Genomic DNA, 18,235 nt, shown 5'->3' on the forward strand with positions numbered 1-18,235 from the left:
TTTTACTTGGTGTGGGTTTCGACATTAAAACTAATAAACCTCAATGACATCTATTATTCGGTAATTTCTTGCAGAACTTCTCCAATTGAACCACTTGGTTGAGTGATACCCAGTTTGTTCGAAAGCGTTGGTGCAATGTCGTATGGCGTGACTGGACGCGAGATTTTCTGAGCTTCAACGTCGTAGCCTGCGAAGATGACAGGGACATGTGTATCGTACTTCCATGGCGAGCCATGAGTCGAGGCTATTTGAAGGCCTTCCATGTCGTTAATGTAGCTACGTGGAGCAAATACCACATACACATCGCCAGAACGAGCTGGGTGGTAGTTGTTCTTAATGAGCTGCATTACATGAGTATCAGGTACTCGGTTTGCCGCGATATCACTGCTTGATACGGCAAACGCCACTCCCTTCACTTTCGCTATTTCATCGGCGATCGCTTCCTGTACTTTAGCTAGGTCAAGTTTCTTCTCTGCGATTAAATCGTGATTCAGATAAATATAAGGCTGTGCGTACAAGCGTATTGCGTCTTTGGATAAACCAAACTCATCCTTCAACCTTTGCTCTACGCCACTCGAGAGCAGTGTGTCTTTATTGAAGTATTGAGCTTGATTGAAGCCAAGCGCATTTGCCGCAGGTGAAGATTCAGGTACACCGTGGTCGGCAGACAACACAATTAGTGTATTCTTTAGTCCGACTTGGTGATCAACGGTTTTAAGAAGCTTGGCGATCGTCTTATCGAGTCGAATGAGGTTGTCTTCTGTCTCTAGGCTTTCAGGGCCGTATAAGTGCACCACGTAGTCGTTTGATGAAAAACTTACAGACAGGTAATCGGTCACGTCACCTTGACCTAGCTTCTCTTGCATCAACAGTGTGCTTGCAAAGTTTTCTGTGATTTCATCGCCAGCCGGGCTAACGGTTAGCGTTGTGCTGTAGTACTTGTAACTCGCGGGGCCATAAGGGTGAGGGAAGGTGCGTTGGAAATCACCGAGTTTCACTTTGTGTTCGGTATCGTGCTCTTGCAGCGTGTAGTTTTCACGTGGTAATGAGAGCTCCCATTTCTGTTTCGAGTACTCTGCAGCAATCGCTTTCTCGTTCCAACGTGATACCCAATCTGGATACTCGTCGTAGTAATAGTTGCTGGTGACAAACTCAGATTGCGCTTTGGAGAACCAGAAGGCTTTACCACTGTGTCCCGCCAATGAGATTGCGCCGCGGTCTTTCACGGATACACCGAACACTTTTGATTTGCCACTATTGGAAATTGTCAGCTCGTCACCAAACGTGGTGGCAAGTATAGGCTCTGGAGATCGCCCATCACCTTGTGCTGTCTTCTGAGTTGGGTCGATCTCAGTTGCTTTATCGACACCCGCACCAGAGGTCAACATTTTGTAGTTACCGTCTTCTACGTTATACACCAAACGTTCTTCGCTACGGTCATACCAAACGTTACCTACCATGCCGTGTACGCTCGGTGGAGCGCCGGTTGCAAGCGACACATGGCCCACGATCGTTTCCGTGTTGCCATGTTGATAGTTCGCGTTGGTGTAGTAAGTACCGTCATCCATTAAGTACCGGAAACCACCTTCACCGAAGTTGTGCTTATATCGTTCGATAAGATCTGCGCGCAGGCCATCTACCGTGATTTGAAGGACTAGATTTGGCTTCTCTGCTGCTGAGACAGGGAAGGCACAGAGTAACGCGAGTGTAAGTCCTGAAAGCTTGGTGTATTGCATAGAAGTTCCTTATTCAGCGTTGCCGCAGAGTTCTAACGTTTGGTCAGATTTCTAACGTGTGTCAAATTTCTAATGTGTGTATAGTGCAAGTCGTATTTTAGTATCGCTTGTGAAGATTGTTGATTCATAACCGTTGGCACCTTTAGTTAGTTCATTCTTTAACTAGCTCACAGCTTTAGCTAGTTCGTATCCTTAACTAAACGCAGGCCCATATCTGACATAGTGATCGATTGGCTTGCGAAGTCGCGACGGTAACTTTCAGATTCGTTTTCGTCATAAGCAAAGCTGCCACCGCGAACCGATTTATGTGATAAACCAACGTCGCTGTGTTTTGCGTTGTTAGGATTGTCTGTTGGACCGAATCGGTAGAAGGTGTCATCGAAGGTATCAATCACAAACTCACCCACGTTTCCGGTCATGTCATATAAGCCTAGTTCATTTGGCTTCTTTAGCCCGACTGGATGTGCGCTATTTTTAGAATTTGCTGAGTACCACGCAACATCATCTAAGTTATTGGAACCACTGTAAGTATAGCCTTTGCTCTTGTTGCCACCTTTCGCTGCAAATTCCCATTCAGCTTCAGTCGGCAGACGGTATTCTTCACCTGTAAGTTCGTTCAATTGTTCAACGAAGTAGTTCGCCTGTTGCCAACTTAAGTTATTGACCGGAACTTGTGGGTTTTGGAAATAACTGAGAGATGAACCCATCACCGATTCGAACAATTCTTGAGTCACCTCAAACTTCGCAATGTAGAAACTATCTACAGTTATATCTCGCGCTGGTTGTTCTGCTTTGGTCGCTTCAGGATCGTTCGAACCCATGGTGAATGTACCACCTTCAACTAGCACCATCTCTTGGTCGATTTGTTGGGCGATAGGGTGTGTAGGCACGCTCGCACAGCCGCTTAGGAAAATAGTCATGGTGACGCTGCTGATCGCCGCTAATTGTTTGTAATTGAAAAATTTCATCACGTGCCTCGAATGTTCGAAATAGAGGGCAATTTTAACGTTTAAGGTCATTCCTATTGGTTATAAAGGGTATAACATGCCACTGACTGAAATAGGCATTATGATGGCTACAGACACTAAGATAGGTAGATAAATCATGCACATTACTCAAGGTCCACAATACAATGGTAAAGCGTCTAAACGCTTGCATGTTATGGCTAAGCCAATTGGCGCAGCATGCAACATTGACTGTAAATATTGTTATTACCTAAGTAAGCAAGATTTGTTGGAGTACAAGAAAGGCAGTTCTCCAAGAATGGATGATGAGACGCTAGAAACCTACATCCGACAATATATCGAAGGTCAAAACACGCCTGAAATTATCTTCTCATGGCAGGGCGGCGAGCCAACTATGCTGGGTTTAGCGTACTTTGAAAGAGTGGTTGAGCTACAAAAAAAGTACCAGCCTGAAGGTGTGTTGATTTCAAATGATCTACAAACCAATGGCACACTGCTGAATGACGATTGGGGCCGATTCTTAGCAAAGAATAACTTCCTGATTGGCTTGAGTATTGATGGCCCTGAAATGCTGCACAATGCGTATCGTGTTAATAGAGCAGGCCGTGGCACATTCAAACAAGTGATGGCGGCGGTTGAGTTGCTGCACAAACATCAAGTTAAATTTGCAACGTTGACTTGTGTGAATAACCTCACCAGTCAAAATGCACTTGAGGTGTATCGCTTCCTACGTGATGTGGTGAAGTCTCCACAAATGCAGTTTATTCCTATCGTTGAACAGAAAACCTTTAGAACGGTTGCGCCACAAACATCCCAAGTGAGTGAGCAGCTAAAACAAGGCGACAAACGCCTGATCCCCGGCCATAAAGATTCGATCATGGAATCGTGGTGTGTGTCGGACTTGGCTTGGGGTAACTTCCTGATCTCTGTGTTTGATGAGTGGGCGAAGAACGACATCGGTAAAGTGTTCGTTCAGTATTTTGAAGCGAGCTTAGAAACGTGGATTGGTCGTCCGAATCCGCTTTGCACTCTGAATGAGATCTGCGGTAAAGGCCTAGCGATGGAGCCAAACGGTGATGTGTTCTCTTGTGACCACTACGTTTACCCTGAATACAAAATTGGCAATATCCACCACGAGAAGCTTGATGATTTGGCGTACAGCGCACCACAGCAAAAGTTTGGTTTTGCTAAATCACGCACAATGACCAGTCAATGTCAGCAGTGTGAGTACAAGTTTGCTTGTCATGGTGAATGTCCGAAAAACCGCTTTATCAAAACTCGCGCAGGTGAACCGGGCTTGAACTACTTATGTGCTGGTTGGCACAAGTTCTTTTCTCATGTCGACAAGTCGATGGCTTATATTGCTCGTGCGATGGGGCACTCAGTGGCTCATGGCAAATTCAGTGACTCGGTATTGATGGCGCATCGTGCAAAACAGGCGCAACAAGCTACGTTCGAGACCAAGTTTTAACTCGTTTTTTGGGTCAACGGCCCAAGATAAATTTAATCAGATACGAGTCTAAGGACAGGCTAAGTTCTCCAGTTTAAGGTAATACTATGATGAAGAAGAGTTTAGCGACGGCTGTTGCTTTATTGGTTTCAACGTCCGCATTGATATCAACGTCTGCATTGATTTCAACGTCAGCAATGGCTGCCAATAGCGTTCAACAAACCGTTGACGCACCGGCAAAAAATATCAATCAAGTGCTTGAAATGACGGACACACAAACCCGAATTCAACAGTTGTCTTACATGGCTCAAGATCAGAATCAATCCGTTGAAAATCGTACTGGTGCACTGCAAGAACTTGCTTCATACCCAAGCCAGAATGCGCTGGTGGCGGTGGCAAGAGGTTTGAAAGATCAAAACCCTGAAGTTCGTGAGGCTTCGATTATCGGTTCTTCGCCATATCAACTTGAGCATCGTTGGGCGTTAGTTTCGCCTTTGCTGAGCGATACAGACTCTATGGTTCGTCATTCAGCAACATCGAACTTAGTTCGTGATTACAATACGTTAGATAAAGAACAGAAAGCACAAATCGAACAACCTGTCGCTGAGTTAATAACATTCTTGGAATCACAAGAATCTGAAAAGTTTCAATTGTTGTTCGCTGACGTGCTCCGTTGGCACAATGAATGGGATAAAGCGGAAACGATTTATCTTGAGTTGATTAATACTCACCAGAAAGACCCTCAAGTTTGGCTGAGCTACGCGGATAACTTCCGATCTCAGAATAAAGATCAACAAGCGGTCGAGGTGTTGGATCGTGGTTTGAAGAACGTGCCGGACAATGCAGCGATGCACTATTCTAAATCATTAACTTTGGTTCGCCTTGAAGACAAGGCAGCAGCAGCCAAAGAGATTGAAGTAGCAGCAGAACTTGCAAAAGATAACAGCTACTACTGGTACTTGAATGGGGTACTACAAGAAGAGCTGGATATCGACAAATCGACTAAATCGTTCGAGAAAGCGTATTTGATCTCTGGCTCTCCAGAACAGTTATACGCGGTATGCGATATTTATGTACGCTATGGCAATGAAAAAACAGATGATTGCTTGGGTGAGCTAGGTAAAGTGGCTCCTGATTATGTTATTGAACAGTTGAAAGAGAAACGAGTCGCGCCAAGCTCATAATCTTTAGATGGGTTAATGGTAAGCTGACAAACCGTTATTGAGAAAGCCAGTCGAATATTCGACTGGCTTTTTTGGATCTTAATTGCTGCAAGTGACCATCGATTTGAATTCGAGCTAAAAAACAAAACTCAACATGATGGTGTAGAGCAATGCATCTTTATCGGTTTTAGGGGCGTCAATAAAGGCACCGTTTGACCTACGAGCTTCGAAGAATTGCATTTCACCATTGATAGATATATTTGACATCAAGTCGTAATCTACACCAACTAAGTAGCTATTCCCTTCTAAGTGCTCATTGGCGTTAAATTGCGCGCCGTATACTACGTAAGGTGTAAATGCTCCTAAATGGTAACCTAGGCTGGCGTACATGGATGAAGAAACGTCACTGATTTGACCTTCGCTCGCCAATACCGCTTGGCCAAATTCATATTCAGCGCCTAGCGACCAAAGTTGGATGTGTTGGTTGTCTGCTGTTGGAAGCGTGCCAACGTTTTTAATTTTTGTCGTTTGATCGAAATTTGAATCAAGGAAAGATAAGTTCCAACGATAGTTATCACCACTTAATTGAAGGTTTGCACCAAACATTCGATTTGTTTCGAATTCCAGCTCGGTTGTCGAATTGAACTCTACTTCATTCTTATCTTTGATTCCGACAAATGGAGAGAGTTGTAGGGTAGCTTCATCGGTTACATCATGAGTCCAACTCACTTTGACACCGTTGAAAGCGGTAATACCAAGAACGCTGTTATACACCTCTGTCGGTGGTCTTGCCGTCATATAGGCTTGGCCAACATAATAGTATTCAGAGGCAAGGAATAGTGGCAGTCGTAATCGACCAATACTCACATCGAAGTCGTTAAATTCATAGCCCAAGTAAGCCCACTCGAGTTGAGGATCACTCCAATCATATTGGGGTGGTTTGACAACTTGTACGGAAGCTTTAAATGAGTTGTAAAAGTAATCGAGTTGAACTCCAAGTGTGGTATCACAGTCATAACAATTTTCATCGGTAAAACCATTGTTGATGATTAAAGGGGAGTCGTTATCTGATGTTGCCCAAGAAGTAGAACCAAATCCGCTTAACGAAAAATTATCGGTAAGTTCAATAATAGCGAAAGCCGGAGAGGCAATTGAAGCACATAGCACTGACGTAATTATTTTTTTCATATTATTTCTCCGAGCTTATAACGTATAGAACATTGGCATTTTCAGGGAGCGTCGAGAGCGGGGCGTACCCAATTCGATTGGGCTTGTCATCAAGCCAGTCAACCAAGGTTTCGGTGGACGCCGATTTAATCTCTCTTGGATAACGAGCTTTACCTGAGAAGGATAAGCTCGCCCAATGGGCATTCATTTGAGCTGCGTTTTTTCCAAGCAGTTGTTGGTAAAAAACTTCACGTTCGCTGCTGTTTTCAGGCCAATCAGAGAGTTCTACACGTTTACCATCGAGTCGTTTTGTTTTTCCTCTATACAGCTTCCTTGCTTTGTTTATCGATATTTCTTCAAATCCTGAATCTAAAGAGAATATGGCGTAATCTTCTGCGGCATGAGCTGGGCTGAGAAGAAGCAAGTTTCCTAATAGCCCTACCGCGACGGGCAATATGACTCTGCGTGGAAGTGTTTTTATTGTTTTAATCCAATCCATGGGTTTCTCCTAACAAGTCGCACTTTCTATTTGATGGAATAGCTTTTCTTTTCTTACGGGCTTCGCTACGTATCCATCCATGCCTGAATCAAAGCACTTTTGAATGTCATCATCGATAACACTGGCGGTTAGCGCGATGATAGGAGTTTTGCTTAAGCCTAGGTTTTTCTCATGCTCCCGAATCTCCTTAGTTGCTGTGAAACCGTCCATAACGGGCATCATGCAATCCATTAGTATAATGTCGAAACTACTGTCGTTTTGGTACATATCAACGGCAATTTGACCATTCTCTGCAATTTCAAAAGCGTAACCAGCCCTTGTTAGCATGACCGAAGCGACTTTTTGGTTAACTCGATTGTCTTCGACGAGCAGTATTCTTTCAGATTTGCTCGGAACCGGGTTTTGTTCTCTTTCCTCTGGCACAGTCCGTTTAGCTGCAGCATTAAGAATCGGCGTTACGGTCGCGGGTTTTTTCGTAGATTTAGTTTTGTAGGCAACAGGAAGTGGCATTGCTTCAACGGCGGCAAGTACTTTTTCTTTTAACATTTCAAATTTGAATGGCTTTGGCACATAGTCATCCATGCCCACGTCGAAACACCTTTGAATATCGTCATCAATAACACTGGCGGTCAGGGCAATGATAGGGATACGACGCGTGGTATTGGTCTCTTTTTCAACGCGGCGAATATTACTTGTCGCTTCAAAGCCATCCATAACCGGCATCATGCAGTCCATGAGTATTGCTGCGTAGTGAGGGTTCGATCTGAACATGTCCACGGCTTCCTGGCCATTATTCGCAAACTCGAATTCAAAACCACTTTTACCAACATGAAGCCCGGCAATTTTTTGGTTGACCTTGTTGTCTTCGACGATCAGAATTTTGTGTTGTATCTCTAGAGAAGGTTGGCTCGCCTCTGAAAGCTCAACCCGACCCTGTGTATCACAGAGCTCAACCGCTTTAATCAAACGTAAACCGAGTAGGGGCTGTGATACTTGAGCCGTAACACAATTGCCGATGTCAGCCGGCTCGCTCAAAAATGATCGAATCAAGCAGATAGTGATGCCGTTTTGGTGGAGCTTATCTAAGTCACTGGTATAGTCACTGGCTTGGAATGTGTCATCTTCAGCAAAGACAACTGTGATTGGGTTAGCGTGCTTTTGAATCGTGAGTTGTTGTGTAAGCTCAGCTGTATCTCTCGTTTGTTGGGTTATTTCTAAACCATAGAGGTTAAGGTCCCATTCTATTCGTTTAGAGAGCATGTTCGCGTTACCTAGAACATAAATGTCGGCGGTTGCTGTGCTTGGTTTTGGCAACATTAAATCAATGGGTAATTCTAGATCGAAGTAGAAACAACTGCCTTTACCTTTGACGGAGTCGAGTTGGATCTGACCACCCATAAGTTCAACAAGCTGAGTACTGATCGCAAGGCCAAGACCAGTACCACCGAATTGTCTGGTCGTTGAATCATCTTCTTGAGCGAACGGTTCGAATATCTGTTTCTGTTGCTGTTTATCGATACCAATCCCCGTGTCTCGCACAGAAAACCTTAGGGTGACATTGTTTTCTGCTTTGTTTAGCGTTTGGATTGACAGGGTAACGCCACCTTCTGCTGTGAACTTCACCGCGTTCGACATAAAGTTCATCAAGATCTGTCTTAATCGGTGATCATCGATCATCACGCGTGCAGGTGTGTCTGGGCTGATATCAACGTTCACTGATATTTTTTGCTCTTTAGCTTTTGGCGCGACAATAGATGCGATGTCGTAAATGGATTCTCTAATCGATGCCGAATGCGGGCTGATTAATAGCATGCCAGATTCAATCTTAGAGAAGTCTAAGATGTCGTTGATCAGGCTTAGCAGTAGTTGGGATGAGGTCTCGATCGTATCTACATAATCACGTTGTGTTGGTGTAAGTGGTGTGTCTGACAGGATCTCCGAAATTCCGATAACGCCATTCAGTGGGGTTCGAATTTCATGAGACATATTGGCCAAGAAGCTACTTTTCGCTTTGCTAGCTTGTATCGCGTGGTCTTTGGCTTCTTCGGCGTCTTCTTTAGCTCGCTCTGCGTCTTCTTTAGCTATCGTTAACTTCTCTTTTGCATGTTCTCGTTCGATGGTGAGTCGCTCTACTTGCTGAGCAAATAGGCTGAGTTCGTCTTGGCCTTGAATCAGTTTGGCCAAAGAAGGGCGGGTATCATCGTTTTCACTTTTTAAGAACCTAAGAACTAGCCCAAGATTGTTGGTGACTTGTTTCGCTAAACTGAGGGTTAATCCCATAACAGTTGCTGCAAGCAACGTGACGATGGAAATAAATAGCGTTCTTTCTGTTTGAGCATCTGAGATCGCTTGAGCTACTTCGGCTTGGAACTCTTGTTTGATCACGTCACCTAAATTCTGCAACAGGCTTAGGCGAGCACTCATCGCATTGAGTCCGGTAGTGATCTCTTGTGGAGTCAATGCGCTTATTGTGGATGAACTATGAAGTGCGTGACGTATCTCTTGGCTTTTCATAAAAGCCTCATCTTTAAACACTTCAATCATGAGTGAAACTTGATGTGTATTGGCATTCAAGGATACAAATCTTTCTAAGAACAAAACTTGCCTAGCATTGAGGCTTTCAACCAACTCGGCTAGTTCAGAATCATACTCTTGATGATTTTGGTAAATATCGAAGAGCGAAGCGCTGAGCTTAAATTCTTCATTTGACCAAAACATCAACCACTCTAGTTGATGCAAGGCGGTGAGGTGCTGTTGAATCTCACGCTTGGTGATATCAAAAGGGACTTTCTCAATGGCCAACAACAATTGTTGGTACAAGTCACTTTGCCACTCAATCGCATCCAGCTTATCGAAACTGTCGGTCGTTTTCATAGTCGACAAGGTTGCCTCACTGAAGTCGGCCAGCAGTTGGTTCACTTCTTCGGAACTGTTTAGAAATATGCTGGGTGAAAGTGCTTTGAGCTCGGCATTTACCTTAGCACTTCGATTAACGAACTCTTCAGTGTTTGGGGCCAAAGTACTTCGATACAAGACAGAGATATCTTCAAGGTAAATTGCTAACTGATTGGTTCGCTCAAAATCGTTTAACTGCGTAGTCAGAAAGTAAGCTTGTCTACCGGCTAAGAAAAGGAGCAATGAGATCGGTAGTAGAACTAAGCCAAAGAGTTTATGTTTAACTGAAAGGTTATTCCAGACCGTAAGTGTCGACATATTAAGGATCCATCCAACTGGTTTTATATAAAAACAGTAGAATAAAAATGCCGATATGGAAACTTTGAAACTGTAAATTTAATGGAAGTGTGGGAGGGGTATAAGTTCTTGTGATTCCACAGCTTATTTTGAAATAGCTTGTCTTGCTAGCAATTTATAGCGTTTGGCGGTCGGTTTGATTTTGATGCTTATTGATGAGTATCTTAAAAAGCGAGTTAATTAGGGTGATTTTTATCGAGACTTAGTTCAAATAGAAGTTGCTCTAACACCGTTTTTGCAGAAGGTTCTAGCGCCCAAACACCGAGCATTCTGTTCAGTGCAGCGCGGTACACTCTGTTTTTGAGTAGGAAAGCGAGCGTACGCGTATCGTTGCTCAGAACATTTGATTGTACGACGGTTAACTCAGCTTTGTTCTCGATATCGATTTTCTGAAGATTGAAAGCGGGTAGAAAGGCACACTCATACCAAACTTCTATGATCTCTCGAAGTTCGATTTCCTCTTCAGGCACATCGCAGCCCTGAAGTTGATGGTTTTCAGGAATTGCGGATAAGTAAGCTACATCAAGCTTGTCTGCAACGAATGTGTACATTTGCTTCCTTTGTATCGGTGATTTTAGAGCGAATCATCTCTCTCACTTATGTTTTTGTCAATTACATCCATTTATCTAACGGGTAATTTGTGAATAAGCATCGTCGTGTTTAACTCAAGCTGTTTAAGTATTTGTCTGTTAAGCCAAAATATTTCAAGTTGCCATCAGGTTCTAGAACCAAACTCATATTGGAAGTAGCGATCAAACCGGGATCATTGGTCGAAAAAATGACGGTTTTATTCAGCAACTTATCGCTGAACAGGCGGTTAAAATACTGGGCGTTTTCATTTTCAGCCCCGTTGAACGGTTCATCAATGATTATCAGAGATTGCTCACAGTTGCCTAAACCAAGTGCCAAACGCAGCTTTTGTTGAATGCCATTGGGAAGACCTTTGCACTTATCGACACTCAATTGAGTCGCCAAGCCTTCTGGCAGCCATTCGTCTAGCTCGAAGAAGCTCACCATCTCCTGCATTTTCTCTGTCGGAATCAATCCATTGTGTAAAATGAAATTGGTCTCCAAAGAACCTTCGAAAATGTGCAAATTGAAAGGGATGTAGTTAATCGACGTGCGATAGCGATAACTGTTGAATTGCTTAATGTTATAGCCATCGACAGACACCGCGCCCTGATAACGATCTTCTAAACCAGCCATGATTGAAATGAGCGTGGTTTTTCCACAGCCAGTCGGGCCACATATGACGACTTTTGCACTGGGAGGTATCTTGAAACCAAGGTTGGTTAACCCTGTTGCTGCCCCTGTGTAACGGTGGCTGACACCACTGCCCACAATATTTCCTTGGAACAGCCGAATAGGCGGGCTTTTTTCTAGCGTTAGCTTGTCGTCATTCATCGACATTAAATTGTTTATCTGTGCCGATGACGCCTTGATGGATTGAAACTTAGAAATTGAGTTATAGATACCCATGATCGGGCCTAGTGCTTTCCAAACGAGAATAACGGTTGCAAGCATCGCACCCGCATCAGAAGTGCCTTCCATGACTCCGATTACTGCGGTCACGATACTTGCAGTACCAATCACCTGAATCAAACTACCACCTGCAGCCTGAATTTTACTGTTGGTTACAGCGACATTCTCCGCATCATTGGTGCTTTGCATATGGGAGGCACTAAAACGAGATTGAACCACGCGCAACAAAGGCAAACCCTGAATGGTCTTGATACCACGAAGGATTTCATTCCATTGATAAGAGACCATCGCATTGGCGCGAGAGCTTTTAGATGTGGCTTGTGAGTAGATGTAACGAGAGTAAACACAGAACACCAACATCAATATTAAGCCGCCCATCACCACAAGTGCAGCGGTGCCAGACATCAGAGCAATCGCAATGATGAATACAATCACAAACGGCATATCAAAGTAACTAAGGGTCGATTCTGCGGTCACTAAGCGGCGGAAGGTATCGATATCTTTCAAACGAGCCAACTGAGACGAAACCCCTGCGGTTGAAGTCATTGCGTAGGGCAGCCAAAGCAGTTTCGATATTACGGCTTGGGATATGTGAACCGCGAGATCTTTACCGGAGGTCGCAATGATGTTGACTCGCATCTTTTTGAAGAAGTATTCCGAGAAGCCGACGATCACGGCAAATAGGGTCAACCAATAGAGCGTGGCTTGAGAACTCGAAGTCAGTGCGAAGTTATAGACACTCATGATGAAGAATGGCTGTAACGCACCGAGAATACTGATGACGAAGCTCAGAATGATCAGGCTTTTAAGTTCATTGTTGTAACGATAGAAAGCGTATTTTATCCAATTGCTTCTGTCTTGCGATTCCGGAGGTGGTTCGCGGAACAGACGAGAGTACTCGCTAATAGAAATCAGCAAGCAGGGCTTTTTACACATTGGGTATTCAATGGTGTTGTTGTTCGTGTAATCAAACAGCAGCAACTTCCCATCTTTTGTCCCTAAGAAGATGGCACTGAGGTTTTCTATCTCAATAAAGCACGGGTGAGGATATTTATCGATATTCTCGAGTGTCTTTAGTTTGGTCACATCACAGCGGTATCCAAGGCGCTCTATGGTTGCTGTAAAGCTATCGCCGTCTTTGGGTTTTGGAATAAAAGCATCGCTGAGTATAGCGGGCGTGCCTTCCCATTCGAGCGCTATCAAGGTGTAGGCCAAACCACGAATAAGTGGCGATTGACTGTAACGTTCGTCGTATCCACTAGATTCAAAATCCAAAACACGTTGCGGCACATTATTGAAGTCTACTAGGATACTCATTGGTCACCTCCGATAAGTTTTACGCGTTTGAGGCGGTGGTTAAGTTTATCCATCTTATTGCTGGCGATGATTAAGATTTTGTCATTGGCACGATAGGCGGTACTGGTCAGCACGACGCGCGCAAATTCTTCATCAAAGACGCAGTCTATATCGTCGAATATCAACACACGCTTACTGGCGAGCAGGGCACGGACTAATAACAGAGCATAGCCAACTTGGCGTGAGAATGGGTTACGCATGTGACCTTTGAGCTCGGTATAGAAACCTGCAGGCAGCCCATCAATTTGAGCCTTGATGTTCATGGTTTCACATAAGGCGAAAGCCGTATTGTTCAGGCTTGGACGGAAACAGGTTAGGTTATCAATAATGGTCCCTTCCACGAATGAACTTGTTTTATCGACCATCAGCACGCTGTTACGCCAAACGTTGTAGTTTACGTCACTCAGAGGCGTGTCATTAATCATGATGTCCAGTTTGTTATCATTGTTCTGACGTGTAATACAGTTAGCAAGGTGGGTCTTGCCGGAGCCACTTTTCCCGGTAAGCAAATAAGTTTGTCCGAGTTCGAATTCGATACGCTGCTTTTCAGAATATTTAACAGAAATACGTTCTACTTCGGTCGTCTCATGTTGATGTTCAACCGACGCGGCCAGTTCAAGAAGTTCGGCGATACGTTGTATATGGAGCTTGTTTAGTTCCCAGCGGCTCGCGGTACGCATCACTTGTTGGTAGGGCGCGAAGTAACGATTGGTAAGCATGATTATCGCGGCCATAATGCCTTGGCTTGACTCCATATTGATCACGGCTGTTGCCAATACCACAACAACACAAGCAATCGAGAGTTGTTGGATGAGCGCTAAGATTAAGCCAAAATTCGATTCAATCTGTTCGTATTTGATGTTTTCAACTTCACGTTCCTCGACCATTTGTGTCATCAGGCTTTCAACGCGGTATTCCATATTTCGAGCTTTGATATCAAGCGGGCTAGAGATGATCTCGATGATTTTGGAGGTGGTTAACCCTTCGATGTCTGACTTATTCTGCAAACTACCAATCTTTTGTTTGGAAAGGCTCCACGCGAAAATAGCCAAGATGACAGAGGCAATCAGAAGTGTAATACCAGCCCATATGTTGATGAGTCCTATGATAAGGATGGTAATCAAACTGACAGCAAGGTTGATCAGTGCTCGAACCGATTCTCCACCAAAAAAGGTTTTCAGTTCTGGAATGGTCGAAATACGCTCCAAATATTCACCGGGCTCTAAACGGCGGAATTTAGAGATCTCAGCCAAACAGATGGATTGAAATACCTTATTGGTTAAGTTGGTCTCAAACTGCCTCATGATGACAGAGGAAATCTTCTCTTCCTGATTTTTCAGGTGGTAGTCAAGGAAGATGGAAATCAAGATAATCGTAAACAGTAAGAACAGAGTATCTTGTGCTTGGTTGGGTAACACTCGGTCAAAAATGATCAGAATAGAGAAGGGCAGTACCAAGCCAAACAGGGTCGATATTATCGTTGAGAAAGTCAGATAACACTTATCTGCCATATTGATCTTTTGCGAAAATTGCTCAGTTTGCATTACGACCTCCTTTTCTCAATGACTCCGTTGAGAGAAGGTGTTTCGGCACCAAATCTTGATTGTCTCGTCCCTCAATATCGCTCATCAATTGCATGATGCTCTCTATCGATTGAATTGAGAGTATGCCTTTAATTTGCTCAAGCTTGATGGTCTCGATGATGTAGTCGTATCGTGCGCTTTCATAGTCTCTCAAAGCGCTGAACAGTTTACTTTCCGCCGCCAGCAAGTCGGTGATGGTACGCGTGCCTAATTGGTAGGCTCTTTGGATCCCTTTATAAGAGGCATAGTTGGCGCGAATGATGTTCTCGTAACTGCTTATAGATTGCGAAAAATCGTTGATGTTGAGTACAGAGGTGTTCACGCTGTTGCGCGTGGTGTAAAGCGAGTCTTGATAAAGCAGTTCAGTACGTTCAATTGCCGTCGATGATTTTTGATATCCATAGTAATCAGAACCACCAGACAAAATAGGCAAGGCTAGGTTCAAGCCAACGCTAGTTGAGTTGCTTTCGCCTGTCGCTGTGATGTCGGTTTTATCGTAGTTATTGGCGTCATCGTGACGATAGCTGGCTGAGAGTGACACGGTAGGTAAGAAGTTTGTACCGCTCTCTTTTAAGCTTCTACGGCTTCTCTCGACGTTTTTCTTGGCTACTAGTAAGTCGTTGTTGAGCTTTAACGCTTGATCCATGATTGAGTGTTGTTCGCTTTCGTTTATCTCTTTTAATGGCACACTTTCGTATATATCCTGTGATGGAGTGATAGGGTACTGAATCTGAATGGATAGCCCGTTGAGAATGACACGGCGATCTTTCTGCAAGGTTCTTAATCGATTCGACACACCTTCTTTCTGAGCGATAACTTCGTACAGCTCGCTGGCGGCTGTGTTCCCCAACTCTACGTTGCGTCGCATCTGATGTTCACGAGTCTCAGACGACTTAAGCTCTACCTTGGTCGCTTTTATTTGCGCATTGTTTTTCAAATACTCGAAGTATTGAGAGCCGATTTCAGAGATAGTGCTCTGGATTTTGTTCTCGTGTTTAATTTCTTCAATATTGAAGTCGAGTTTTGCCGTTCCATATTTAAAAATATCACCAAGATTGAATATCGATTGGGTAAGGGAAAGGCTGTAGCTGTTTGAGTTATAGCTGGAGGTTTCATCGGGCACGCTCGATAACAAGGTTTCATTCTCATTCCATGTAGTATCAGCTGCACCATTGAGTGAAGGAAGAAACTTAGAGCGGCTGATCCCAATGTTGTATTCGTTCTCTTCCACACCTTTATCACTGGCGCGAAGGGATAGGCTGTTTTGCAGGCCGAGTTCTACCGCCTCAAGCAGGGTCGTCGCCGATACTGAAGGTGTTGTGCTGAATGCAAGCGCAGCCATAATGCTGCTAGTTAAGTTTCTGTACCGCCACATACTTGTTGATCACCTTGATGATTTGGTCGCTTTTGTAAGGTTTGCTGATCACGTAATCCATTCCGGCTTCAATACAAGCCTGGTGTTCGTTACTGCTGGTCAATGCGGTTGCCCCTATGATGGTACAAGGGTTTTTCTCGTTCTCTTGTTCAAACTGGCGAATGCGTTTGGTCGCTTCAATGCCGCCCATACCTGGCATGATGCAGTCCATGAAAATGATGTCAGAACGTTTATTCATGAAGTGCTCTACTGCGTCGGCACCATCGCCAACCGTGTCTGGTTCATACTCTTGTTTGGTTAAAATTCGTTTAAGTAAGATCTGTTGAACTCGGTCATCCTCTACGATAAGGAATGAACTGTTTTCCATCTGCTCTTCTGATGCTTCTGCTTCCATAATGGTGAGTAAGTTCGGAATAAACTCATAAGGAATCGCAGGGGAGTTGATGATCTTATCGACGAAGCTGTGACACTCTTGTGCATGCTGAGTATTGGTTACTGACAGCAACAGCTTGGTATTTGGATGATTCTTAAGTTGAGATTTCACCGTTTTGCTCAGTGATGGCAGCTTGTTAGGTTCAAAGGTATCGGTCAGCATGATGGCATCGTACTCACCAAAGGTCTTCGCCGCTGAAAACAACTCATTTGCAGTGCGGATTTCAGTGATATCAAGCCCCAAGTTACTGAGCATTTTCTTCATTACATCTATACGAACTTGTGTATTGGCGCAAAGCAGTAAACGCTTGCCGTCGAAGCGAGTTTTCTCTGTATGGAAATTCTTCGCCTTGAGATCAAGCTCGATCTGAAAACGTTCCTGTGTACCCGATTGGAACCAGTGACTTTCGTAATACCCGTAATCTTTTAATACGCTTTTCGCTAAGTCGTCTGTGTTAGCAGTATGGTGTTTATGATCGCTCCAATGGAGCTTATTGAGCTTGGCGACAGAGACATCCAGTGTTGAAAGGAAATTCAGATTGATGGTGACACGTGTATTTTCCATATCCGAAGCTGCGCCAGACTCTATTGTCACGAACAACTTCTTGTTTGATTTAAGTTGGATGGCGTTAGAAAGCTGCAGGAACAAGATCCAGAACAAGCTGGTGGATTGGCCTTCCACACGGTTCGGCAAATTATCAGAGATAAAGCAGTCGAGTTGACCTTCGTTCCTCTGAACTTTGGCGCTGATATGAATCATCAATTCAGACAACACGCTCAGTAAAGAGAATTCCTTCGACTTACTTTCCGTACCCTGTGAAATCAAACGGTTATAGTTTTCTGCTAACTCAGATAACGTACTACATGCTGAGGTAATATCCTTCGCCATCAATACGCCGTTTTCATCGGTTTCTTGAACCAGATATTGGACACCACCGTTGATGGTGTTGGTGATTCCGCGAATCTCATAGCCGATTAGCGCATACAGCTGTTTGTAGAGATCGTTATTGCGCTTTTGGTCTTCCAATTTATTGAAAATCAGTTTGAGGTGAGAGTAGATCTGGCGTTGTTTCGGATTGATGCTCACTTCATTCAGAAGCTCTTCGAGTCTTTGTAAGTCGAGTTGTTTCAGCTCTTGATAGAGAGCATCGAACTCATAGTCGATTTCTCGTTCATTAGAGCTGGATTTCTTCAGCTTCAACATAGCAACTGAGTTCGATAGGACCGTGATTACTGCCAGTATCACGACCACCATAAACAACCAGATAAAGAACTCATTTTTCTCTGACATCAAGTCGCTCGCATGGTTGTTGAACATGGTGCGGTAGTTGTCGTCCATCTGTAGGTAGTTGTTGGTCAGTGACAGGTATAAGTCGAGTACGTCGTTGCGTGTTTTAGTGCTGTCGGAAAAGCGATTGATAGCTAATTCAAGTTGGGTGTATTCAGTCGCGCCAACCAAGCTGAACTCAGTTTTGTTCAAAGAGGCTAGCGATCTAAATTCATCTATTTCACGCTTCAAGTTAACTAGATTGAATTCGTTAGTACCACAAGTGTCGGTACTTAAGCACTGCTGTAGAGTTTGAATATCTTGTTCGATGGTCTGATTAAGCTTCTGAGCTTGTATGAGCAGTGGGGCACTTTGCACTTGAGCAACCGAATCTACTTTTGACCAAGAAAAGTATAAATAGAAAGCGAGCGCCGCTAGTACTACGCTGAACAATATGCTCAGACGTAGAGCTGGTACGGAAATGTTATAAGAAGGTTTTCCGCTCATT

At 44.0% G+C, this 18,235-nt stretch carries 12 protein-coding genes; 2 read left to right on the forward strand and 10 right to left on the reverse strand.

What is annotated here, in order from left to right:
- Window positions 1-53: 53 nt before the first annotated feature.
- The gene (locus tag ACED28_RS11960; protein ID WP_371701110.1) at window positions 54-1,736 is read right to left on the reverse strand and encodes an alkaline phosphatase family protein; all 1,683 of its coding nucleotides are present in this window, start codon (window positions 1,734-1,736) and stop codon (window positions 54-56) included.
- Between the two features lie 179 nt (window positions 1,737-1,915).
- Window positions 1,916-2,704, reverse strand: a complete 789-nt coding sequence (locus ACED28_RS11965) for a formylglycine-generating enzyme family protein (protein ID WP_371709925.1) — start codon at window positions 2,702-2,704, stop codon at window positions 1,916-1,918.
- 136 nt (window positions 2,705-2,840) lie between these two features.
- On the opposite strand from ACED28_RS11965, the gene ACED28_RS11970 reads away from it, so the two are divergent.
- Both ACED28_RS11970 and ACED28_RS11975 read left to right on the forward strand, forming a co-directional pair.
- The gene (locus ACED28_RS11970; protein ID WP_371694486.1) at window positions 2,841-4,172 is read left to right on the forward strand and encodes an anaerobic sulfatase maturase; all 1,332 of its coding nucleotides are present in this window, start codon (window positions 2,841-2,843) and stop codon (window positions 4,170-4,172) included.
- 86 nt (window positions 4,173-4,258) lie between these two features.
- Window positions 4,259-5,335: a hypothetical protein gene (locus ACED28_RS11975; protein WP_371709926.1), complete on the forward strand. Its 1,077-nt coding sequence runs from the start codon at window positions 4,259-4,261 to the stop codon at window positions 5,333-5,335.
- 114 nt (window positions 5,336-5,449) lie between these two features.
- On the opposite strand, the gene ACED28_RS11980 is transcribed toward ACED28_RS11975, so the two are convergent.
- The 8 genes from ACED28_RS11980 to ACED28_RS12015 form a co-directional block, all read right to left on the reverse strand.
- The gene (locus ACED28_RS11980; RefSeq protein ID WP_017099377.1) at window positions 5,450-6,502 is read right to left on the reverse strand and encodes an ABC sulfate transporter permease; all 1,053 of its coding nucleotides are present in this window, start codon (window positions 6,500-6,502) and stop codon (window positions 5,450-5,452) included.
- A gap of 1 nt (window position 6,503) precedes the next feature.
- Window positions 6,504-6,980, reverse strand: coding sequence for a hypothetical protein (locus tag ACED28_RS11985; protein WP_009844970.1), 477 nt, complete (start codon window positions 6,978-6,980; stop codon window positions 6,504-6,506).
- 9 nt (window positions 6,981-6,989) lie between these two features.
- A complete protein-coding gene (locus ACED28_RS11990; protein WP_371709927.1) occupies window positions 6,990-10,193 on the reverse strand; it encodes a response regulator in 3,204 nt (1,067 codons plus the stop codon).
- 215 nt (window positions 10,194-10,408) lie between these two features.
- Window positions 10,409-10,783, reverse strand: coding sequence for a hypothetical protein (locus tag ACED28_RS11995; protein ID WP_009844972.1), 375 nt, complete (start codon window positions 10,781-10,783; stop codon window positions 10,409-10,411).
- A gap of 109 nt (window positions 10,784-10,892) precedes the next feature.
- Window positions 10,893-13,031, reverse strand: coding sequence for an ATP-binding cassette domain-containing protein (locus tag ACED28_RS12000; protein ID WP_371709928.1), 2,139 nt, complete (start codon window positions 13,029-13,031; stop codon window positions 10,893-10,895).
- On the reverse strand, window positions 13,028-14,614 hold the full coding sequence (locus ACED28_RS12005; RefSeq protein WP_017102610.1) for an ABC transporter transmembrane domain-containing protein: 1,587 nt from the start codon (window positions 14,612-14,614) through the stop codon (window positions 13,028-13,030). Before ACED28_RS12005 ends, ACED28_RS12000 begins: the two co-directional genes overlap by 4 nt.
- Window positions 14,604-16,028, reverse strand: a complete 1,425-nt coding sequence (locus ACED28_RS12010) for a TolC family protein (protein WP_017102611.1) — start codon at window positions 16,026-16,028, stop codon at window positions 14,604-14,606. The genes ACED28_RS12005 and ACED28_RS12010 overlap by 11 nt, the downstream gene beginning before the upstream one ends.
- Complete coding sequence (locus ACED28_RS12015; protein ID WP_371709929.1) at window positions 16,003-18,234, reverse strand: response regulator; 2,232 nt, start codon at window positions 18,232-18,234, stop codon at window positions 16,003-16,005. Before ACED28_RS12015 ends, ACED28_RS12010 begins: the two co-directional genes overlap by 26 nt.
- Between the last annotated feature and the right edge of the window lies 1 nt (window position 18,235).

Origin of the sequence: Vibrio sp. 1F253 (assembly GCF_041439295.1) — a bacterium.
Classification (GTDB): domain Bacteria; phylum Pseudomonadota; class Gammaproteobacteria; order Enterobacterales; family Vibrionaceae; genus Vibrio; species Vibrio tasmaniensis_A.

Excerpts from the sequence above, each read along its gene's own strand:
- ACED28_RS12015 (WP_371709929.1), bottom strand. The coding sequence starts at position 18,234 with ATGAGCGGAAAACCTTCTTATAACATTTCCGTACCAGCTCTACGTCTG.
- ACED28_RS11970 (WP_371694486.1), top strand. The coding sequence starts at position 2,841 with ATGCACATTACTCAAGGTCCACAATACAATGGTAAAGCGTCTAAACGC.
- ACED28_RS11960 (WP_371701110.1), bottom strand. The coding sequence starts at position 1,736 with ATGCAATACACCAAGCTTTCAGGACTTACACTCGCGTTACTCTGTGCC.
- ACED28_RS11980 (WP_017099377.1), bottom strand. The coding sequence starts at position 6,502 with ATGAAAAAAATAATTACGTCAGTGCTATGTGCTTCAATTGCCTCTCCG.
- ACED28_RS12010 (WP_017102611.1), bottom strand. The coding sequence starts at position 16,028 with ATGTGGCGGTACAGAAACTTAACTAGCAGCATTATGGCTGCGCTTGCA.
- ACED28_RS12000 (WP_371709928.1), bottom strand. The coding sequence starts at position 13,031 with ATGAGTATCCTAGTAGACTTCAATAATGTGCCGCAACGTGTTTTGGAT.
- ACED28_RS12005 (WP_017102610.1), bottom strand. The coding sequence starts at position 14,614 with ATGCAAACTGAGCAATTTTCGCAAAAGATCAATATGGCAGATAAGTGT.
- ACED28_RS11985 (WP_009844970.1), bottom strand. The coding sequence starts at position 6,980 with ATGGATTGGATTAAAACAATAAAAACACTTCCACGCAGAGTCATATTG.
- ACED28_RS11995 (WP_009844972.1), bottom strand. The coding sequence starts at position 10,783 with ATGTACACATTCGTTGCAGACAAGCTTGATGTAGCTTACTTATCCGCA.
- ACED28_RS11990 (WP_371709927.1), bottom strand. The coding sequence starts at position 10,193 with ATGTCGACACTTACGGTCTGGAATAACCTTTCAGTTAAACATAAACTC.
- ACED28_RS11975 (WP_371709926.1), top strand. The coding sequence starts at position 4,259 with ATGATGAAGAAGAGTTTAGCGACGGCTGTTGCTTTATTGGTTTCAACG.
- ACED28_RS11965 (WP_371709925.1), bottom strand. The coding sequence starts at position 2,704 with ATGAAATTTTTCAATTACAAACAATTAGCGGCGATCAGCAGCGTCACC.